The organism is Pseudomonas sp. MF6747 (genome assembly GCF_963890955.1).
GTDB lineage: Bacteria > Pseudomonadota > Gammaproteobacteria > Pseudomonadales > Pseudomonadaceae > Aquipseudomonas.
Map to the genome: position 1 here is coordinate 232,205 of NZ_CAWPSZ010000002.1, position 17,880 is coordinate 250,084.

Sequence of the window (17,880 nt, forward strand, 5' to 3'; positions counted from 1 at the left end):
CAAAGGTTCAGGAATAACGACTGCTTTGCCAGTTACCGACAAATACTTGGCCCCTGGCATCGCGCATGGCGCCGGGGCTTTGGTCGTAAAGGGTCAGCCAGTCACCGTTACCTTTGTCGATGCGAAAGGCCAGCGATGAGGCGTGGGTACGGGTGTCCGGCGACCAGTGCTGTTTGAGTTTTTCGCGGTCTTCGGGGTGCACGCGCGCCAGCACCTGCTCAATGGTGCCCAGGGGCCGGGTGCCGATATCCAGTAGCGAATCAAGGTTGTCGTCCCAGAGGATGTCGCCTGTTTCGGGATGCAACTGGTACATCACGCCGTCGCCCCCCAGCCGCCCGGTTTGCGGGTCGTAGGGCTTGGCCGATTGCGTCATCAGGCGTATCACCACCACCAGCAGGGCGGTAATGGACAAGTAGCTTTGCGCAAGCAGCAGAGGCTCGCCTTCGAGCAGGCCCGGCACATAAAACGGCCCGGTCTTCTGATCGGTGTAATTGACCACGATGCTGCCCAGCACCAGCAGCGCGATTGAGCCGCCAGGGCTGCGCCAGGTCACGCAAACAGCAAGGGCGAGGGCGATCGGCAGACAGGCCAGGATGAAATACACCGCGGCGCCGGCATCGGTGTCCAGCATGCTGGTGAGCCAGTGCGGCGCGGCCCCGAAGACGTACCAGGTATTCAATGCGAGCAGCAGCAGCCACCCTGCGCCGGCGAGTTTCTCCCGCGCGCTGGTGGGAAATTCGCGCAGGTTGCTGTTCAGCACGTTCATGACCACGACGGTCGCAAAGAACACGCCGTTAACGCCAGACATCCAGTTGGTCATCAGCGTATGGGGTGATGTTTCCCCGGCCAGCATCAGCCAACCCTTCCTGATCAGCGCCTGTACGCCACAAATGGCCACGGTCGCCAGCAACCACAGCACGATGGCGTGCAGGTCGTCGCCACGGCGCGCGAAGCGCCGTACCAGCCAGGCAATGGCAATCGAACCTGCCAGCGCCTCAGCCGACAGCGCGATGGCGGCCGGTGACTCCTCCCAGCCGTGCGCACCGAGCAGCACTCGCGCGATCAACAACACAAGGAACAGCATCGGCCAGTGAGCACGGCGCGAGCTCAGGAAGGCCGACACCGAGACGCCCGCCGGAAACCAGATAATCGCCATCTTCGAGACGGGGTCATCAAAGGCCAGCGAGGCCATGCCGGTGACGTAGTAGGTCAGCGCCCACAGGAGGAGAATGCCGCTGCGCCGTAAGACTCTGGGTATCGTCACTGTTCAGTATTCATCAGGTTTCAAACGTAGCGCTCATGTTACAGCGAAGCCGGCGCTGGCATTTGGCTAATATGCCGCGCGCACCATCCTGGAGCACGCACTTGTACGCACATGTCTATCGCCGACACTCCATCAGTCTTATCCCCTTCGATGTTTCTGTTTAGCGCCCGCGCCCCTATAATGGCTGCCTTTTTCGCCCAATGATTTTGCGGAGCTGGTGATGGCCGAACGTAAGGCGTCCGTCGAGCGCGACACTCTGGAAACCCAGATCAAAGCCTCGATCAACCTGGATGGCACCGGAAAGGCCCGATTTGATATCGGTGTACCTTTTCTTGAGCACATGCTGGACCAGATCGCCCGTCACGGGCTGATCGACCTGGATATCGTCAGCAAGGGCGACCTGCATATCGACGACCACCACACGGTGGAAGACGTCGGTATCACGTTGGGCCAGGCTTTTGCCAAAGCCATCGGCGACAAAAAAGGCATCCGTCGCTACGGCCACGCCTATGTCCCGCTGGACGAAGCGCTGTCGCGCGTAGTCATCGACTTCTCCGGCCGCCCAGGCCTGCAGATGCACGTGCCCTACACCCGCGCCACCGTGGGCGGCTTCGACGTTGACCTGTTCCAGGAATTCTTCCAGGGCTTCGTCAACCACGCCCTCGTCAGTCTGCACATCGACAACCTGCGTGGCACCAACACCCACCACCAGATCGAAACCGTGTTCAAGGCTTTCGGCCGCGCGCTGCGCATGGCCGTGGAGCTGGATGACCGCATGGCCGGGCAAATGCCCTCGACCAAGGGCGTTCTGTAATGCAGACGGTCGCGGTTATCGATTACGGCATGGGTAACCTGCACTCGGTGGCCAAGGCTCTCGAGCACGTAGGCGCCGGCAAGGTGCTGATCACCAGTGACGCCAACGTGATTCGCGAAGCCGACCGGGTGGTATTTCCTGGGGTTGGCGCGATTCGCGATTGCATGGCCGAGATCCGCCGCCTGGGCTTTGACAGCCTGGTGCGCGAAGTCAGCCAGGACCGCCCGTTCCTCGGCATCTGCGTGGGCATGCAAGCCTTGCTTGAGCGCAGTGAAGAGAACGCCGGCGTTGACTGCATCGGCCTGTTTCCAGGCCAGGTGAAGTTCTTTGGCAAGGACCTGCACGAAGACGGCGAGCACTTGAAAGTCCCGCACATGGGCTGGAACGAGGTGCGTCGCACCGTCGACCACCCGCTGTGGCACGAAATCCCGGACATGGCGCGTTTCTACTTTGTGCACAGCTACTACATCGCCGCCGGTAACCCGCGTCAGGTGGTCGGTGGCGGGCACTACGGCGTCGACTTCGCCGCAGCGCTGGCCGAAGGTTCGCGTTTTGCCGTGCAATTCCACCCGGAGAAGAGCCATACCCATGGCCTGCAATTGCTGCAGAACTTCGCCGCGTGGGATGGCCGGTGGTAAATGGCCAAGAAGCCGAAAGTGCCGATCTTGAACCTCACGCCCGATCAGGAGCGTGAGGCGACGCTCAAGATCAAGCGCTTCATGGAAGACCGCTTTGAGCTCAAGTTGGGCTCGTTCGAGGTCGCCGAGCTTCTTGAACTGTTCACCACCGAAGTAGCGCCGCACTATTACAACAGGGCGATTTTCGACACGCAGACGCTCCTTAAAGAAAGGTTCGAAAGCATCGAAAGCGACTTGTGGTCGCTTGAGAAACCCTGATTTCCCAAGCATTGCTGAATATCGAATAAGGTTTGCCAGATGCTGATTATCCCCGCTATCGATCTCAAGGACGGCGCTTGTGTACGCCTGCGCCAAGGCCGCATGGAAGACTCCACCGTGTTCTCCGATGACCCGGTGAGCATGGCTGCCAAATGGGTAGAAGGTGGTTGCCGTCGTCTGCATCTGGTGGACTTGAACGGCGCCTTCGAAGGCCAGCCGGTCAACGGTGAGGTGGTGACCGCCATTGCCAAGCGCTACCCGAACCTGCCGATCCAGATCGGCGGCGGCATTCGCTCCCTGGAAACCATCGAGCACTACGTCAAAGCTGGCGTGAGCTACGTGATCATCGGCACCAAGGCCGTGAAAGACCCGGCGTTCGTTGCCCAAGCCTGCCGCGCGTTCCCGGGCAAGGTGATTGTCGGCCTGGACGCCAAGGACGGCTTCGTCGCCACCGACGGCTGGGCTGAAATCAGCACCGTGCAAGTGATCGACCTGGCCAAGCAGTTCGAGGCCGACGGCGTGTCCGCCATCGTTTATACCGACATCGCCAAAGACGGCATGATGCAGGGCTGCAACGTGCCGTTCACCGCCGCGTTGGCTGCCGCCACCAAGATTCCAGTGATCGCTTCCGGTGGTATCCACAACCTGGGCGACATCAAGTCGCTGCTGGACGCCAAGGCGCCTGGCATCATCGGCGCCATCACCGGCCGCGCGATTTATGAAGGGACCCTGGACGTCGCCGAAGCCCAGGCTTACTGCGATGCCTACAACGGCTGAGGACTGACCATGGCGCTGGCCAAACGCATCATCCCTTGCCTGGACGTCGACAACGGTCGCGTGGTCAAGGGCGTCAAGTTCGAGAACATCCGTGACGCCGGCGACCCGGTGGAAATCGCCCGTCGCTACGATGAACAAGGTGCCGACGAGATTACCTTTCTCGACATCACCGCCAGCGTCGATGGCCGTGACACCACGCTGCATACCGTGGAGCGTATGGCCAGCCAGGTGTTTATCCCGCTGACTGTGGGCGGTGGCGTGCGCACCGTGCAAGACATCCGCAACCTGCTCAATGCCGGCGCCGACAAGGTCTCGATCAACACCGCCGCGGTGTTCAACCCGGAGTTTGTCGGCGAAGCTGCGCAGCACTTCGGTTCGCAATGCATCGTGGTCGCCATCGACGCCAAGAAAGTCTCCGGGCCTGGCGAAACCCCGCGTTGGGAGATCTTCACCCACGGCGGTCGCAAACCTACCGGGCTGGACGCGGTGGAGTGGGCGATGAAGATGGAAGGCCTGGGCGCCGGTGAAATCCTGCTGACCAGCATGGACCAGGACGGCATGAAAAACGGCTTCGACCTCGGCGTGACCCGCGCCATCAGCGATGCGCTGGGCATTCCGGTCATTGCGTCCGGCGGTGTCGGCAACCTGCAGCACCTGGCCGACGGCGTGATCGAAGGCCACGCCAGTGCGGTGCTGGCGGCAAGCATTTTCCATTTTGGCGAATACACCGTTCCGGAGGCCAAGGCCTACATGGCGGCGCGCGGTATCGTCGTTCGCTAAACGCTGCTGGACACCATGGCGAGCGCGCGGCACTCTCTGCGCTTGCCATGGATTCCGGTAACTTTCATGTTCAAACACCTGCTGCTCGCCCTCGCCAGTTCTTCCATGCTTTTGGCAGGCTCGGCCCGTGCCGAAGAACCGTCGGACGCCTCTTTGGTGTTGCTGACGGAAAACTTCCCGCCGTACAACATGGCAAAAAACGGCAAGAACTTCGCCAAGGACGAGAACATCGAAGGCATCGCCGTGGACATCGTGCGCGAGACCTTCAAGCGTGCCGGAATTTCCTACAACCTGACCCTGCGTTTTCCTTGGGAGCGAATCTACAAACTCGCCCTGGAAAAACCTGGTTATGGCGTATTCGTGATGGCGCGCCTGCCGGACCGTGAAGCCCTGTTCAAGTGGGTTGGCCCGATCGGCCCGGACGATTGGGTGATGCTGGCCAAGGCTGACAGCAAGATAGAGCTGGCGGATCTTGAACACGCCCGTCGCTACAAGATTGGCGCCTACAAGGGCGACGCTATTGCCGAAACCTTGGAGAAGCAGGGCCTCAACCCACTGGTGGTGTTACGCGACCAGGACAACGCGCAAAAACTCATGGATGGCCAGATCGACCTATGGGCGACGGGCGATCCGGCTGGGCGCTACCTGGCGCGTCAGGTAGGCGTGACGGGGCTCAAGACCGTGTTGCGCTTCAACAGCGCGCAACTCTACCTCGCGCTGAACAAGGATGTGCCGGACGAACTGGTCGCCAAGCTTCAGGCCGCGCTGGATCAGCTGCGCAAAGACGGCGTGGTCGACGAGATCATGGCGCGCTACCTCTAACTGGCAAGAACTATTGTGGGAGCTGGCTTGCCTGCGATAGCGGTGGTTCAGCTGAAATAGGTGTCATTGAAAGACTGCTATCGCAGGCAAGCCAGCTCCCACCGCGAATACTGCATTTCAAATGCACCCATGCGGCGCACTGCAATCAGCGGGAAAACCACGGTCAAAAATGTGGGAGCGGGCTTGCTCGCGAAAGCGGAGTGTCAGCCACTCAATCGGCTGACTGACCCACCGCCTTCGCGAGCAAGCCCGCTCCCACACTGGAATGTCGCCACCTTATCTAACGGTACTGACCGTTCTTGCCATGCCCGGCCATGGCCTGATTGCCGCGCACGCTGATCATCAGCTTGATATCAATCCAGTCGATGCCCTGAGCCTTGAGCTTGGGCAACTCGCGCTCCAGCACCGCCAGCGTCTGCGGATAGGGGTGGCCGATCATCACCACCGAGCCCTGCTTGTGTGCCAGCTTGATCGCGGTTTGCAGCTGCGTGGTAATGGCCGCCTCGGTGCGCTCGTCATCGAGGAACACATCCCGCGAGACATGCGCCAAACCAATCTTTTGCGCTTCGGCGGCGGCGACGGTTTGCGCGCTGGTGCGGCTGTCGACAAAGAACTTGTTACGCCGCTGCAGTTCGCCCATCAACCAGGCCATGGCGTCCCGTTGGGCAGTCATGCGGCTGCCCATATGGTTGTTGATGCCAGCGGTGTAGGGCACGGCCTTGAACGCGGCGTCCAGGCGTTTGCCAAGTTCTTCGATCGGCAGCTCGGGGTGCCAGGCGAACGGGCCGGTGGCCGGGTCCATGGGCATGTGCAGGATCACAATCTTGCCGGCCTTGTGCGCTTCGCGGGCGAATTCGGCGGCGTGGGGCGTGTCCGGCATCACCGCGGTGGTCACCGGCCCGGGCAGGGCCAGCACGCGACGATCCCGGGGCAGGTTTTGCCCCAGGTCGTCGATGATGAGGGTCAGGTAGGCTTTGTGTGGCTCGCCGTCAGGCGTCGCGTGGGCGACGCCTGCCAGGCTGCACAGCAGGGCGATGATCAGAACAAAACGCATATCAACGGCTGCGCGTGATGCTCAGGCCTTTCAGCAGGCTCAGCGCCTGGGCCAGTTGGTAATCGTCGTCCTGCGGCATCGGCTTGGCTTTGGCGCCGCTGCCGGTTGGCTGGTCGGCACCGCCGTTGCCATTGCCCAGGTGACCTTGCAGGTCGGCCTCTTTGTAGTATTCACTGTCGATCTCGTTGGTGATCTTGGCTTTACGCACTTCGATGTCCGGGACGATGCCCTGCGCCTGAATCGAACGGCCGTTCGGCGTGTAGTACAACGCCGTGGTGATCTTCAATGCGCGGTCATTGTTCAGCGGCAATACGGTTTGTACCGAGCCTTTGCCGAAGCTGGTGGTGCCCATCAGCACGCCGCGTTTCTGGTCTTGCAGGGCACCGGCGACGATTTCCGACGCCGAGGCGCTGCCGCCGTTGATCAATACAGCCAATGGCACGCCTTCGCTCAAGTCATTGCCGGTGGCCGAGAAGCGCAACTCGGAGTTGGCGATGCGGCCTTTGGTGTAAACGATCAGGCCCTTGGTGATGAAGTGGTCGACCACTTCCACCGCAGACTGCAACACGCCGCCTGGGTTGTTACGCAGGTCGAGCACGATGCCGTTGAGTTTCTTGCCGTTGTCTTTGCGCAGCTTGGCCAAGGCCTTGGCCACTTCGTCGCCGGTCTTGACCTGGAACTGGGTGATGCGGATGTAGCCGTAGCCGGACTCCAGCAGTTGGCTCTTCACGCTCTTGACCGTGATGGTCGCGCGGGCCAGCGTCACGTCAAACGGGTTGCCGCCGTCGCGCACCAGGGTCAGGGTGATTTTCTGGCCGAGCTTGCCACGCATCTTGTCGACCGCTTCGGTCATGGTTTGGCCGCGTGTCGGCTGACCGTTGATCTTCACGATCAGGTCGCCGGCCTGGATGCCGGCCTTGGACGCCGGGGTGTCGTCAATCGGCGAGACCACTTTGATCTGGCCGTCTTCGGAGCCGACTTCGATGCCCAGGCCGCCGAACTCGCCGCTGGTGCTTTCCTGCAACTCGGCAAAATCTTCCGGGCCCAGGTAAGCGGAGTGCGGGTCGAGGTTGCTGAGCATGCCTTTAATGGCATTTTCCAGCAGGGTTTTATCGTCTACGGGTTCGACATAGGCTGCCTTGATCCGGTCCATGACCTCGGCAAAGGTACGCAGCTCGTCCAGCGGCAGCGGGGCCTTGGTGGTCGCAGCCGTGGCAGCGGGTGCAGCCCCGGCGGCCTGGTCGGCAAAAGCCAGAGGCGCGCCGATCACCAGGGCGATCGTCAGGGCCAGCGATGTGAGGCGGGACAAATGCAGCATGTCGAACGAACTCCTAATGTAGATGCGGCCCTATCCTTGGGAACGGCACCATTGTGCAGGGTCGCTCGGGCGGCCCTGCTGACGAATAGCGAAGTACAGCGCCGGCGTGTCCTGGCCACCACTGTTACCGACAGTGGAGATGGATTCACCGGCTTTTACAACATCACCTGCCGACTTGAGTAAAGTCTGATTGTGGCCGTAAAGACTCAAATAGCCATTACCGTGGTCAAGAATCACCAACAAACCGGCACCGCGCAGCCAATCGGCAAACACCACGCGCCCACCGTGAACGGCATGAACCTGGCTGCCGGCGGCAGCGCTGATCATGACCCCGTCCCATTTGGCGCGGGTATCGTCACCTCGGGTTTCACCGAAGCGTGCCAGTAGTCGACCATCAACAGGCCATGGAAGTTTTCCACGCGCTGAAGCAAAAGGTCCGCCGAACGACTCGCCGGCGCTGGAAACCAGCGGGCCAGGCGCTGCGTGCGCCGGTTTGCGTGGGGCCGGAGCGTCGGTGGTGGCGGCCAGTTCGGCTTCACGCTGACGCTTTTTTTCCGCTTCCTGCTGGGCGATCAGCGCTTTCTGCCGCGCTTCTTCGGCCTCACGTGCCTGGCGAGCCAGGGTTTCCTCGATGGTTTTGAGCACTTTGCCCAGGTCAGCCTGGTCTTGCTCGCGGGCCTGCAGCTTGGCGTCGCGGGCTTTCACATCGTCGTTGAGCTTGGCCAGGGCTAGCTGGCGCTCTTTGCGTACCTTGTCCAGCTGGTCGCGCTGGGTATCGAGGGCGGTTTTCTGGTCGAGCAGTTGCGACTGCTGGTCGGCGATTTCCTGCTCGACGTTGGCCAGCTGGCGCAGGGTTTCGTTAAAGCCCTTCAATTGCGCCAGGCGTGCCTTGCTCAGGTAGTCGTAATAGGTGAGGGTGCGCGCGAATTTTTCCGGGTTCTGCTGGTTGAGCAGCAGCTTGAGGTATTCCTGGCGGCCGCTCTGGTACGCGGCGCGGGCCTGGATCGCAATCAGGCGTTGCTGTTCAACGCGTGCGCTCTGGAGTTTTTTTTTCTCAGCGTCTAGTCGCTCCAGTTCCGACTCGCTCTTCTTTAATTCTTTTTGTAGCTCCTGGACCTGCTTCTCGAGCTTGCCCATCTCGGTTTCGGTACCGCGCAGGTCTTTCTGCACCCCGGATTTCTCTTCCTGGAGCTTGCCGAGCAGTTTCTTCAGCTCGGTAATGTCCTGACGCGTAGCGTCCAACTGTTGTTGGGTTTGTGCGCGCTCATCGGCAAATGCCGGTTGGAGCAGGCAGACTAGAGCGAGGGTAATCAAGGCGCGAAGCATAGAGGCGGGCGACACCAGGGAAAGGGACGGCCTAGTATGCCCGCCAAGCGCCGCAAAAAAAACGCCCAATTCGGGCTGGAAGGCAAGATAGGTGCCGAGTGGCGGTGGTATGGCGAAAAGATATCTACCAAACACAGGAGATCCAATGTGGGAGGGGGCTTGCCCCCGATAGCGGTGTATAAGCCACCTAGGTGTCAGCTGACCCACCGTAATCGGGGGCAAGCCCCCTCCCACACTGTTTTGCGGTGATGCTGGGGATCAAACCAGAATCGAAGTGCCGGTCATTTCCTTCGGCTTCTCCAGCCCCATCAGCATCAACATGGTCGGCGCCACATCGGCCAGCACGCCGCCGTGCCGCACTTTGAAGTCGCGCTTGCCGACATAAATGAACGGCACGGGCTCGGTGGTGTGCGCGGTGTGGGCCTGGCCGGTGGATTCATCCGACATCTGCTCGCAGTTACCGTGGTCAGCGGTGATCAGCGCTTCGCCGCCGACTTTGTCCAGGGCGTCGACGATGCGGCCGACGCACAGGTCCAGGCATTCCACGGCTTTTACGGCCGCTTCCAGGTTGCCGCTGTGGCCAACCATGTCGCCGTTGGCGTAGTTGACCACGATCACGTCGTAACGCTGGTGTTCGATGGCATCGACGATCTTGTCGGTCACTTCCGGCGCGCTCATTTCCGGCTGCAGGTCGTAGGTGGCGACTTTTGGCGATGGAATGAGGATGCGTTCTTCGCCCGGGAACGGTTCTTCACGCCCGCCGGAGAAGAAGAAAGTGACGTGAGCGTATTTTTCGGTTTCGGCGATGCGCAGCTGGGTCTTGCCGTTCTTGGCCAGGTAATCGCCCAACACGTTTTCCAGGCTGCCCGGCGCGAACGCTGACGGGGCCGGGATGTTGGCGGCGTATTGGGTGAGCATCACGAACTCGGCCTTTGGCTGACGTGAGCGCTCGAAGTCCTTGAAGCCGGCATCGACGAATACATGGCTCAGCTCACGGGCACGGTCGGCGCGGAAGTTCATGAACACCACGGCGTCGCCGTCTTCGACTTTCACTGGCTCGCCGATGGTGGTGGCTTTGACGAATTCATCGCTCTCGCCTCGGGCGTAGGCGGCTTGCAAGCCTTCCTGGGCGGTAGCTGCGTTGAATTCAGCCTGGCCGTCGACGATCAGGTTGTAGGCCTGGGCCACGCGGTCCCAGCGGTTATCGCGGTCCATGGCAAAGTAACGGCCGACCAGGCTGGCGATGCGGCCTTTGCCGAGGGCGGCGAAGGTGGCGTCGAGCAGTTCAATGGACGACTGGGCGCTTTTTGGCGGGGTGTCGCGGCCGTCGAGGAAAGCGTGCAGGTAAATTTTGTCGGCGCCGCGCTTGAACGCCAGCTCGGCCATGGCGACCAGGTGGTCCTGGTGGCTGTGTACACCGCCGTCGGACAGCAGGCCCATGAAGTGCACGGCCTTGCCGGCCGCAACTGCTTTATCCACCGCCGCGCAAATGGCCGGGTTCTCGAAGAACTCGCCGTCACGGATCGATTTGGTCACGCGTGTGAAGTCTTGGTATACCACTCGTCCGGCGCCGAGGTTCATGTGGCCGACTTCCGAGTTGCCCATCTGGCCGTCCGGCAGGCCTACGTCCATACCGGAACCGGAGATCAATCCGTTGGGTACTGTGGCGGTCAGGCGGTCGAGTACCGGCTTCTTGGCCGAGTACACGGCGTTGTCATGGTGGCTTTCACTGTGTCCGAAGCCATCGAGAATTATCAGGACCAAAGGTTTAGGCGTAGTAGTCATAGATCCTCTCGCGGCGGTAATAAAGGAAGGCAATCTAAAAGGGAGTAGCAGTTTAAAGCGAAGTTCCGACCACGTCACCGCTTTACGGGGGTTGGCCCCCCCTGACGGCTGTGTATACTTACCGCCATTTTAACGCCCTGGAACCTCCTTGATGGTTGATCACCTGATTGCATTTGCCACTGCCCACTACCTGCTCGCGGGTGCCTTCGTCATCCTGCTGGCGCTGCTGATCGCTCATGAAATGAGCCGCGGTGGCCGCAGCCTGAGCACGTCGGAGCTGACCGCGCTGGTCAACAAGGATGAGGCCGTTGTCGTGGATATTCGCCCGGCCAAGGATTTTGCCGCCGGCCATATCGTCGGCGCCCTGAACATTCCGCAGGACAAGCTGATCGCACGCTTGCCCGAGCTGGAAAAATACAAAGCCAAGACCATCATTCTGGTCGACGCCCAAGGCCAGCACGCCGGCACCCACGCCCGCGAGATGCTCAAGACCGGTTTCACCGCCGCCAAACTGTCCGGCGGTATCGGCAGCTGGAAGGCCGATAACCTGCCGCTGGTGAAGTGATATGAGCCAGGTTGTCGTTTATTCCAGCGATTATTGCCCTTACTGCATGCGAGCCAAGGCTCTGCTGGAGAAAAAGGGCGTTGCCTTCGAAGAGATCAAGGTCGATGGCAAGCCCCAGGTGCGCGCCGAGATGACCAAGAAAGCGGGACGCACGTCCGTGCCGCAGATCTGGATCGGCGACAAGCATGTCGGTGGTTGCGATGACCTGTTCGCCCTGGAGCGCGCCGGTAAGCTTGATGCGCTGCTGCTCGTCTGACTCCTAACCCCTAAAAGACCCCAAGATCAAGAAGGATCTGCGATGACTGACCAACAGAACACCGAAGCAGCGCAAGACCAAGGCCCACAATTCTCGCTGCAGCGGATCTACGTGCGTGACCTGTCGTTCGAAGCGCCGAAAAGCCCGGCCATCTTCCGCCAGGAATGGACCCCAAGCGTTGCGCTGGACCTGAACACCCGTCAAAAGGCACTGGAAGGCGACTTCCACGAAGTCGTGCTGACCCTGTCGGTCACCGTCAAAAACGGCGAAGAAGTGGCCTTCATCGCTGAAGTGCAACAGGCCGGCATCTTCCTGATCCAGGGCCTGGATGAGGCTTCGATGAGCCACACCCTGGGCGCGTTCTGCCCGAACATTCTGTTCCCGTATGCCCGTGAGACCCTGGACAGCCTGGTCACCCGTGGCTCGTTCCCGGCGCTGATGCTGGCTCCGGTGAACTTCGATGCCTTGTACGCGCAAGAGCTGCAGCGCATGCAAACAGAAGGTTCGTCGACCGTTCAGTAATGGGCCCGACGCAGTACCCAATGTGGGAGGGGGCTTGCCCCCGATAGCGGTGGATCAGTCACATAGTTGTCGACTGACACTCTGCCATCGGGGGCAAGCCCCCTCCCACATTTTGTTTTGTGTGTTATTTAAAACCGAGTTGGCGCCAGCCTTCGTACACAGCGACGGCCACGGTGTTGGACAGGTTCAAGCTGCGGCAGCCCTCACGCATCGGCAAGCGCAGGCGATGGCCGTCGGGCAGGGCGTCGAGCACCTCGGCCGGCAGGCCACGGCTTTCCGGGCCGAACAGGAAGGCGTCGCCTTCGGCAAAGCTGGCGTCATGAAACGGCCGCGAACCCTTGGTGGTGAACGCGAACAGCCGCGGGTGGCCCAGGCTTTCCAGGCAACTGGCCAGGTCCGCATGGCGCTTGAGCGTGGCGTACTCGTGGTAGTCCAGCCCGGCGCGGCGCAGGCGCTTGTCGTCCATGTCGAAGCCCAGAGGCTCGATCAAATGCAGGTGGCAGCCACTGTTGGCGCACAGCCTGATAACGTTGCCGGTATTCGGCGGAATTTCTGGTTGAAAAAGGATGACGTGAAACATGCACGGCTCCGAAGGCAAAGATGCGCTGCATTCTACCCCCGAAGACGACCCAAGACCGAAGCTATTGCCCAGGGTTTTGGGCTCATTGGCGATTGTGGGGTTGATGATCGGCCTGATGATCGGCCGCCTCACCACGCCGGACCCGGTCGAGCTGCAACACGTCGAGACCGCGGCGGACGGCCTGATGGTGTGGTTCAACAGTGAACCCAAGCTGCACGGCGAACATATCGACGGCACCGTGGCGCTGCTGTTTGACGCACTGGGCAAAGCCGCCAGCGGGCAACTCAAGGTCAATGACAAGGACGTGAACTGGCGCATCCGCAAGACTGATGGCGGCCTGCTGCTGAACCTGGTGGCGGCTCGGCCGTTGCGCGGGGAGTGGAAGGGAGAGAAGGCCGATGGCCGTTGGCGGTTGCAGATCCATCTGCGCGAGGAATAAAAGAGGGAATCCCCGGCCTGCCTGTACCAAGGTTCCCAAAACGGGGTGAAGCCAACGGCTTCGGTATTAAAGAGGGAATCCCCGGCCTGCCTGTACCGAGGTTCCCGAAACGGGTGTGGGGCGCGACGCTATCCGCATCAAGCACCCCGGGTGTAAAGAGGGGATTCTCGGCCTGCCTGTACCAAGGTCCCCGAAACTGGGTAGTACAAGGGTTATTGCAGGGCGCGTGCCAGAACTTGCAATGGGTGCCAAAAAAAATTGCCAGAAAGCGCAAAGCCCCGAAATACGGGGCTTTGGCGTTTTCGATGTGCAAGATTTTTTCAACGAGGTTGAGGTTTCAGGCGTTAGATACGTGCCCGATGCCGGTTCATGGTGCATTGAAGCGGTGCACGGTCACGCAACCTTGTGGCGATCCAAACGTGCAGACAATCAAAATGTGGGAGGGGGCTTGCCCCCGATAGCAGTGTGTCAGTCAGCGAGTGTGTGGCTGATACACCGTAATCGGGGGCAAGCCCCCTCCCCACATTTGATATTCAGTGGATGAGAAGGCTGTGATCAGCCTTCATCACCCTCATCATCGTCGCCGCCATCCACCTTCATCCCCAGCTCCTTGATCTTGCGCGTCAGGGTATTACGGCCCCAACCCAGCAGCACGGCGGCGTCGCGGCGGCGGCCGGCGGTGTGCTTCAAGGCGGTTTCGATCATGATCCGCTCGAACGCCGGTACGGCGCTGTCGAGCAGGTTCGACTGGCCGCGTGCCAAGGCCTGATCAGCCCACTGGCGCAGCGCCTGTTCCCAGTTGGTCACGGGTGCCGAGTCCTGCGGCAGGCTCAGCAGCTCCGGCGGCAGGTCGCTGATATGCACTTCGCGACCCGATGCCATCACCGTGATCCAGCGGCAGGTGTTTTCCAGCTGACGTACGTTGCCCGGCCATGGCAGGTTTTTCAGGTACTCCTCGGTCTCGCTTTTAAGCAACTTCGGCTCGACGGCCAGCTCTTGAGCGGCGCGGCTGAGGAAGTGGCGAGCCAGCGTCGGAATGTCTTCGCGGCGATCCGACATGCGTGGGATGTGAATGCGGATAACGTTCAGACGGTGGAACAAGTCCTCACGGAATTTGCCCGCGTGCACCAGGGTTTCGAGGTTCTGGTGCGTCGCTGCGATGATGCGCACATCGACCTTGACCGGCGTGTGCCCGCCCACGCGATAGAACTCACCGTCGGCCAATACGCGCAGCAAGCGGGTTTGGGTGTCGGCCGGCATGTCGCCGATTTCATCGAGGAACAACGTGCCGCCGTCCGCCTGTTCAAAGCGCCCACGACGCAGGTTGGCCGCGCCGGTAAACGCGCCTTTTTCATGGCCGAACAGCTCGGACTCCATCAAGTCCTTGGGAATCGCCGCCATGTTCAGCGCGATGAACGGCGAAGCCGCCCGCGGGCTGTGGCGGTGCAACGCATGGGCCACAAGCTCTTTACCGGTGCCAGACTCACCGTTGATCAGCACGGTGATGTTGGAGTGGCTCAAGCGCCCGATGGCGCGAAACACTTCCTGCATCGCCGGCGCTTCACCAATGATTTCCGGGGTGCGAGTCAGGGCCGGTGGGGCTTCCTGGCTCTGCTGTTCTTGGGCGTGCTGGTTGGCGCGCTTGACCAGCGCCACCGCCTCGTCCACGTCGAACGGCTTGGGCAAGTATTCAAACGCGCCGCCCTGGTAGGACGCGACAGCGCTGTCCAGGTCCGAGTGCGCGGTCATGATGATCACCGGCAGGCGCGGGTGCTGCTCGCGGATGCGCGCCAGCAAGTCCAGGCCACTGGCGCCGGGCATGCGGATGTCGGAGATGATCACGTCCGGCTGCTGGCGCGCCAGGCGGCTCATCACCCCGTCGGCGCTGTCGAAGCTCTGGGTGGTCATGCCTTCCTGTTGCAAGGCTTTCTCGAGGACCCAGCGGATAGAACGGTCGTCATCGACGATCCAGACAGTTTCACTACGGCTCATGTCGATGGGGCTCCTTGTTCCAGAGGCAGAAAGATCGAGAAGGTGGTGTGGCCGGGATGGCTCTCACACTCGATCAAACCCTGGTGCTGGCTGATGATGTTCTGGGTAATGGCCAGGCCCAGCCCGGTACCGTCCGGGCGGCCGCTGACCATGGGAAAGAAGATGGTTTCCTGCAGTTCTGCAGGAATGCCCGGGCCGTTGTCGATGATCTCGACCTTGGTGACCAGGCGATGGCGCACATGGCCGATGGTGAACTGGCGCAGGGCACGGGTGCGCAGGCTGATGCGGCCCAGGCGCAGCTCGTTCTGGCTGCTGATGGCCTGCATGGCGTTGCGCACGATATTGAGCACGGCCTGGATCATCTGTTCGCGGTCGATCAACACGTCCGGAATGCTTGGGTCGTAGTCGCGTACCAGGGTGATGCAGCCTTGGCTTTCGGCCTCGACCAACTGGCAAACGCGCTCCAGCACTTCGTGCACGTTGGTCATCGCCAGCGACGGCAATTTGTTGGAGCCGAGCATGCGGTCCACCAGGTTACGCAGGCGGTCGGCTTCTTCGATGATGACGTTGGTGTAGTCCTTGAGGTTCTCGTCCGGCAGCTCGCGGGCCAGCAATTGCGCGGCGCCGCGAATCCCGCCCAGCGGGTTCTTGATCTCATGGGCCAGGCCGCGCACCAGCATCTTGCTGGTTTCCTGCTTGGACAGCTGCGCTTCTTCTTTAGTGATACGCAGCAGGCGATCACGCGGGTGCACTTCGAGCAGCAGCAAGGTGGCGCCGTTGCTCAGGATCGGGGTCACGGCGTAGTCGACGGTCAGGGTCTGGCCGGTGAGGGCGGTGAGCATCGCTTCGCGCTTGGTGAACGGGTGTGCCTGCTCCACCGCCTGGCGCAACGAGCTCAAGGCTTCGGCCGACTCGGTGAACAATTCGCTGATGAACTGCCCATGGCTGCGCTGCCCGCTGATGGCCAGGAGCATCTCCGCCGCCGGGTTCATGTACTCAAGACGCAGGTCGTCATTGAGCAGAATGGTCGCGGTGGTCAGGTTGTCGAGTAACAAACGGTGCAGTGCATCGCTAATGGTCATCAGGACCTCTTTTGGAGCAAGGCGCGGGCTTGAGGCACACGCTGATACAAGGAAAATGCAAAAACCAAACCAAGGCTCCGAAAACAAGCGTTAAAGCCCTGAAATAGGGGTTTAAGGCGCGAAACTGTGGCGTTCTGCCAGCTCACTCGGGAAGATTCGAACCAAAATGGGCTGTCAGGGTGGGAAGGGTGCGGCGCTATGCACCAATATAGTGCAGTTTTGCGAGGTCTGTTCAGGAAGGTTTTTTAGGCGTGCTTTTACGATTGTTCAGGCAGGGCTTGATGACCTCGCGCAAGCCTTTGCTGTCTTTGGGCAGGATGAACTCGGCGCTCAGTGGCGAATCACCGGGAATCGCGGAGGGAATGGTCATCCTGATGAGCTGGCCACCCATGTCGTCGGTGATCCACTCGCGCAGCTCCTGGCGGTTGGCGGGCATGGTGAGTTTGAACAGCACGCCGTGCTGCTGCGTGGGCTCGGCGCTGTAATAGCCGTTTACGCGGTAAGTGCGGGGTGGGAGCACGCCGGTGGTGAGGCTGAGCGGCCCGGTGGAGCGAGCATCCGGGCCTTCATAAATGCCGGGTTTGAAATGCAACTGGTCGGTGTGGGTGAGCAGCGAGATCATTGGGCGCAAGGGCGCGCTGTAGCAGGCCACATGCAGGATCGCCATGCTGGAATTGCCGTCGTGGGCGGCGGTGCCATTGATGCGGGCATTGATAATCGTGCTTTGCGGGTAAGGCGCCTCTACCGTCCACGCCGTGGGCTCAAGGTCGAGGGGCGTAGGCGGTGTGGGTTTTTGCGCTGCGGCGATTGGGCTGAGCGCGAGCGTTAGTGAACACAGGGTCTTACAGATAAGGTTCATCGCGAAGACATCGGCGAGTGGCGGCAGGACGCTGCATCGTAGGGGGTCGATGGCCTGGGATGTATCAGACATTTCCGCGATTTAACCAAGGTTCGGGAAAGGGCCTTCAATGAAGCAGGCCCTTATCCTTCAAGGCGTGTAGACGCACAATTCGGCTGTGGCGCGGGTCATTGCGATCTGCACCAAGGGATCGTTCAACGGTTGATGCACGGCCAGGGCTACCCAGTGCGGGCACTGCGGGTTGCTGCGCTCGGGGCCGAAGTCGGCTAATTGTTGCAGCATGCGCTTTTGCAGTTGGTCCAGTTGGGGGCGAATCTTGCCGGTCAGGTCCGGGCGCGGCGTATCGGGCGCCTTGCCTTTAAACTGCCAGTCGGACAGTCGGGTGTATTGCACCAGTTTATTCGCCTCTATCTGCGCGGAGAAAAATTGCTCCGCCGCCTCGGGCGAGACTTTGTAGTCGGGGGCCTGGGCTCTCGCGCTGGCGATCACAGCCTGTTCGCGAGGTCGGTCTTCCACGGTCTTGTGGCTGTCCCATTTGCTCAGTGCGACCTGGTCGGCGATGGACAGGCGCTCGGCGATGCTGTTGAGCAGCGGTTCGAGTGTCGGCGGCGCGGCGCTGGCCGTGGCGCTGGCGAACAGCAAGGCAAGTACGAGTCGATGTTTCAAAGGCGATCCCCTGTAGGCACGAGCGTGTTCGAAGGTCGCCAACGATAACGCGTAATTATTGAAGGCGCGCGGCACGCATGAGA

Annotated in this window: 20 protein-coding genes; 10 read left to right on the forward strand and 10 right to left on the reverse strand. The window is 61.0% G+C overall.

Annotated features, from left to right (window positions below; translation table 11 throughout):
* Positions 1 to 7: 7 nt before the first annotated feature.
* The gene (locus AACW30_RS03375; RefSeq protein ID WP_200624276.1) at positions 8 to 1,264 is read right to left on the reverse strand and encodes an MASE1 domain-containing protein; all 1,257 of its coding nucleotides are present in this window, start codon (positions 1,262 to 1,264) and stop codon (positions 8 to 10) included.
* 220 nt (positions 1,265 to 1,484) lie between these two features.
* Between AACW30_RS03375 and hisB the strand changes: the two genes are divergently transcribed.
* From hisB to AACW30_RS03405, 6 genes are all read left to right on the forward strand, one after another.
* Positions 1,485 to 2,078 carry an imidazoleglycerol-phosphate dehydratase HisB gene (hisB, locus tag AACW30_RS03380; protein WP_003218037.1) on the forward strand — a complete coding sequence of 198 codons (594 nt, stop codon included), beginning with the start codon at positions 1,485 to 1,487 and terminating at the stop codon, positions 2,076 to 2,078.
* Positions 2,078 to 2,716 carry an imidazole glycerol phosphate synthase subunit HisH gene (hisH, locus tag AACW30_RS03385; protein ID WP_106577469.1) on the forward strand — a complete coding sequence of 213 codons (639 nt, stop codon included), beginning with the start codon at positions 2,078 to 2,080 and terminating at the stop codon, positions 2,714 to 2,716. Before hisB ends, hisH begins: the two co-directional genes overlap by 1 nt.
* Positions 2,717 to 2,974: a DUF2164 domain-containing protein gene (locus tag AACW30_RS03390; RefSeq protein ID WP_169368014.1), complete on the forward strand. Its 258-nt coding sequence runs from the start codon at positions 2,717 to 2,719 to the stop codon at positions 2,972 to 2,974.
* Between the two features lie 39 nt (positions 2,975 to 3,013).
* The gene (hisA, locus tag AACW30_RS03395; protein ID WP_057025453.1) at positions 3,014 to 3,751 is read left to right on the forward strand and encodes a 1-(5-phosphoribosyl)-5-[(5-phosphoribosylamino)methylideneamino]imidazole-4-carboxamide isomerase; all 738 of its coding nucleotides are present in this window, start codon (positions 3,014 to 3,016) and stop codon (positions 3,749 to 3,751) included.
* Positions 3,752 to 3,760: 9 nt separating this feature from the next.
* Positions 3,761 to 4,531: an imidazole glycerol phosphate synthase subunit HisF gene (gene hisF, locus AACW30_RS03400; protein WP_003171107.1), complete on the forward strand. Its 771-nt coding sequence runs from the start codon at positions 3,761 to 3,763 to the stop codon at positions 4,529 to 4,531.
* A gap of 66 nt (positions 4,532 to 4,597) precedes the next feature.
* Positions 4,598 to 5,353 (forward strand): substrate-binding periplasmic protein, encoded by a 756-nt coding sequence (locus tag AACW30_RS03405; RefSeq protein WP_200624277.1) that lies wholly within the window; start codon positions 4,598 to 4,600, stop codon positions 5,351 to 5,353.
* A 280-nt stretch (positions 5,354 to 5,633) separates the two neighbouring features.
* On the opposite strand, the gene AACW30_RS03410 is transcribed toward AACW30_RS03405, so the two are convergent.
* The 4 genes from AACW30_RS03410 to gpmI form a co-directional block, all read right to left on the reverse strand.
* The gene (locus AACW30_RS03410; RefSeq protein WP_119738116.1) at positions 5,634 to 6,407 is read right to left on the reverse strand and encodes a divergent polysaccharide deacetylase family protein; all 774 of its coding nucleotides are present in this window, start codon (positions 6,405 to 6,407) and stop codon (positions 5,634 to 5,636) included.
* A 1-nt stretch (position 6,408) separates the two neighbouring features.
* On the reverse strand, positions 6,409 to 7,725 hold the full coding sequence (locus AACW30_RS03415; RefSeq protein ID WP_106577474.1) for a S41 family peptidase: 1,317 nt from the start codon (positions 7,723 to 7,725) through the stop codon (positions 6,409 to 6,411).
* A 30-nt stretch (positions 7,726 to 7,755) separates the two neighbouring features.
* A complete protein-coding gene (locus AACW30_RS03420; protein ID WP_106577475.1) occupies positions 7,756 to 9,051 on the reverse strand; it encodes a murein hydrolase activator EnvC family protein in 1,296 nt (431 codons plus the stop codon).
* Between the two features lie 258 nt (positions 9,052 to 9,309).
* Entirely contained in the window at positions 9,310 to 10,836 is a 1,527-nt protein-coding gene (gpmI, locus tag AACW30_RS03425; RefSeq protein WP_200624278.1) for a 2,3-bisphosphoglycerate-independent phosphoglycerate mutase, read from the reverse strand.
* A gap of 151 nt (positions 10,837 to 10,987) precedes the next feature.
* Between gpmI and AACW30_RS03430 the strand changes: the two genes are divergently transcribed.
* From AACW30_RS03430 to secB, 3 genes are read left to right on the forward strand one after another with little or no spacing between them, the layout of a single operon-like run.
* Positions 10,988 to 11,401 carry a rhodanese-like domain-containing protein gene (locus AACW30_RS03430; protein WP_078740246.1) on the forward strand — a complete coding sequence of 138 codons (414 nt, stop codon included), beginning with the start codon at positions 10,988 to 10,990 and terminating at the stop codon, positions 11,399 to 11,401.
* Position 11,402: 1 nt separating this feature from the next.
* Positions 11,403 to 11,657 carry a glutaredoxin 3 gene (gene grxC, locus AACW30_RS03435; protein WP_053253893.1) on the forward strand — a complete coding sequence of 85 codons (255 nt, stop codon included), beginning with the start codon at positions 11,403 to 11,405 and terminating at the stop codon, positions 11,655 to 11,657.
* 42 nt (positions 11,658 to 11,699) lie between these two features.
* The gene (gene secB, locus AACW30_RS03440; protein ID WP_106577478.1) at positions 11,700 to 12,179 is read left to right on the forward strand and encodes a protein-export chaperone SecB; all 480 of its coding nucleotides are present in this window, start codon (positions 11,700 to 11,702) and stop codon (positions 12,177 to 12,179) included.
* 124 nt (positions 12,180 to 12,303) lie between these two features.
* On the opposite strand, the gene AACW30_RS03445 is transcribed toward secB, so the two are convergent.
* Positions 12,304 to 12,759, reverse strand: a complete 456-nt coding sequence (locus tag AACW30_RS03445) for a tRNA (cytidine(34)-2'-O)-methyltransferase (RefSeq protein ID WP_003171120.1) — start codon at positions 12,757 to 12,759, stop codon at positions 12,304 to 12,306.
* On the opposite strand from AACW30_RS03445, the gene AACW30_RS03450 reads away from it, so the two are divergent.
* Positions 12,758 to 13,198, forward strand: coding sequence for a hypothetical protein (locus tag AACW30_RS03450; RefSeq protein WP_200624279.1), 441 nt, complete (start codon positions 12,758 to 12,760; stop codon positions 13,196 to 13,198). The two genes, AACW30_RS03445 and AACW30_RS03450, sit on opposite strands and share 2 nt — an antisense overlap.
* A gap of 555 nt (positions 13,199 to 13,753) precedes the next feature.
* Here AACW30_RS03450 and ntrC read toward each other — a convergent pair.
* The 4 genes from ntrC to AACW30_RS03470 form a co-directional block, all read right to left on the reverse strand.
* Entirely contained in the window at positions 13,754 to 15,190 is a 1,437-nt protein-coding gene (ntrC, locus tag AACW30_RS03455; RefSeq protein ID WP_016979129.1) for a nitrogen regulation protein NR(I), read from the reverse strand.
* Complete coding sequence (glnL, locus tag AACW30_RS03460; protein WP_016979130.1) at positions 15,187 to 16,272, reverse strand: nitrogen regulation protein NR(II); 1,086 nt, start codon at positions 16,270 to 16,272, stop codon at positions 15,187 to 15,189. The genes ntrC and glnL overlap by 4 nt, the downstream gene beginning before the upstream one ends.
* 232 nt (positions 16,273 to 16,504) lie before the next feature.
* Positions 16,505 to 17,131, reverse strand: a complete 627-nt coding sequence (locus AACW30_RS03465; RefSeq protein ID WP_169368016.1) for a hypothetical protein — start codon at positions 17,129 to 17,131, stop codon at positions 16,505 to 16,507.
* A 129-nt stretch (positions 17,132 to 17,260) separates the two neighbouring features.
* Positions 17,261 to 17,797: a chorismate mutase gene (locus AACW30_RS03470; RefSeq protein ID WP_200624280.1), complete on the reverse strand. Its 537-nt coding sequence runs from the start codon at positions 17,795 to 17,797 to the stop codon at positions 17,261 to 17,263.
* Between the last annotated feature and the right edge of the window lie 83 nt (positions 17,798 to 17,880).

What these genes read in the sequence shown, in the direction of transcription:
- AACW30_RS03450 (WP_200624279.1), top strand. Translation starts at nt 12,758, where the DNA reads ATGCACGGCTCCGAAGGCAAAGATGCGCTGCATTCTACCCCCGAAGAC.
- AACW30_RS03445 (WP_003171120.1), bottom strand. Translation starts at nt 12,759, where the DNA reads ATGTTTCACGTCATCCTTTTTCAACCAGAAATTCCGCCGAATACCGGC.
- AACW30_RS03430 (WP_078740246.1), top strand. Translation starts at nt 10,988, where the DNA reads ATGGTTGATCACCTGATTGCATTTGCCACTGCCCACTACCTGCTCGCG.
- hisH (WP_106577469.1), top strand. Translation starts at nt 2,078, where the DNA reads ATGCAGACGGTCGCGGTTATCGATTACGGCATGGGTAACCTGCACTCG.
- glnL (WP_016979130.1), bottom strand. Translation starts at nt 16,272, where the DNA reads ATGACCATTAGCGATGCACTGCACCGTTTGTTACTCGACAACCTGACC.
- grxC (WP_053253893.1), top strand. Translation starts at nt 11,403, where the DNA reads ATGAGCCAGGTTGTCGTTTATTCCAGCGATTATTGCCCTTACTGCATG.
- hisB (WP_003218037.1), top strand. Translation starts at nt 1,485, where the DNA reads ATGGCCGAACGTAAGGCGTCCGTCGAGCGCGACACTCTGGAAACCCAG.
- hisA (WP_057025453.1), top strand. Translation starts at nt 3,014, where the DNA reads ATGCTGATTATCCCCGCTATCGATCTCAAGGACGGCGCTTGTGTACGC.
- hisF (WP_003171107.1), top strand. Translation starts at nt 3,761, where the DNA reads ATGGCGCTGGCCAAACGCATCATCCCTTGCCTGGACGTCGACAACGGT.
- AACW30_RS03420 (WP_106577475.1), bottom strand. Translation starts at nt 9,051, where the DNA reads ATGCTTCGCGCCTTGATTACCCTCGCTCTAGTCTGCCTGCTCCAACCG.
- AACW30_RS03410 (WP_119738116.1), bottom strand. Translation starts at nt 6,407, where the DNA reads ATGCGTTTTGTTCTGATCATCGCCCTGCTGTGCAGCCTGGCAGGCGTC.
- ntrC (WP_016979129.1), bottom strand. Translation starts at nt 15,190, where the DNA reads ATGAGCCGTAGTGAAACTGTCTGGATCGTCGATGACGACCGTTCTATC.
- secB (WP_106577478.1), top strand. Translation starts at nt 11,700, where the DNA reads ATGACTGACCAACAGAACACCGAAGCAGCGCAAGACCAAGGCCCACAA.
- AACW30_RS03390 (WP_169368014.1), top strand. Translation starts at nt 2,717, where the DNA reads ATGGCCAAGAAGCCGAAAGTGCCGATCTTGAACCTCACGCCCGATCAG.
- AACW30_RS03415 (WP_106577474.1), bottom strand. Translation starts at nt 7,725, where the DNA reads ATGCTGCATTTGTCCCGCCTCACATCGCTGGCCCTGACGATCGCCCTG.
- AACW30_RS03405 (WP_200624277.1), top strand. Translation starts at nt 4,598, where the DNA reads ATGTTCAAACACCTGCTGCTCGCCCTCGCCAGTTCTTCCATGCTTTTG.
- gpmI (WP_200624278.1), bottom strand. Translation starts at nt 10,836, where the DNA reads ATGACTACTACGCCTAAACCTTTGGTCCTGATAATTCTCGATGGCTTC.
- AACW30_RS03465 (WP_169368016.1), bottom strand. Translation starts at nt 17,131, where the DNA reads ATGAACCTTATCTGTAAGACCCTGTGTTCACTAACGCTCGCGCTCAGC.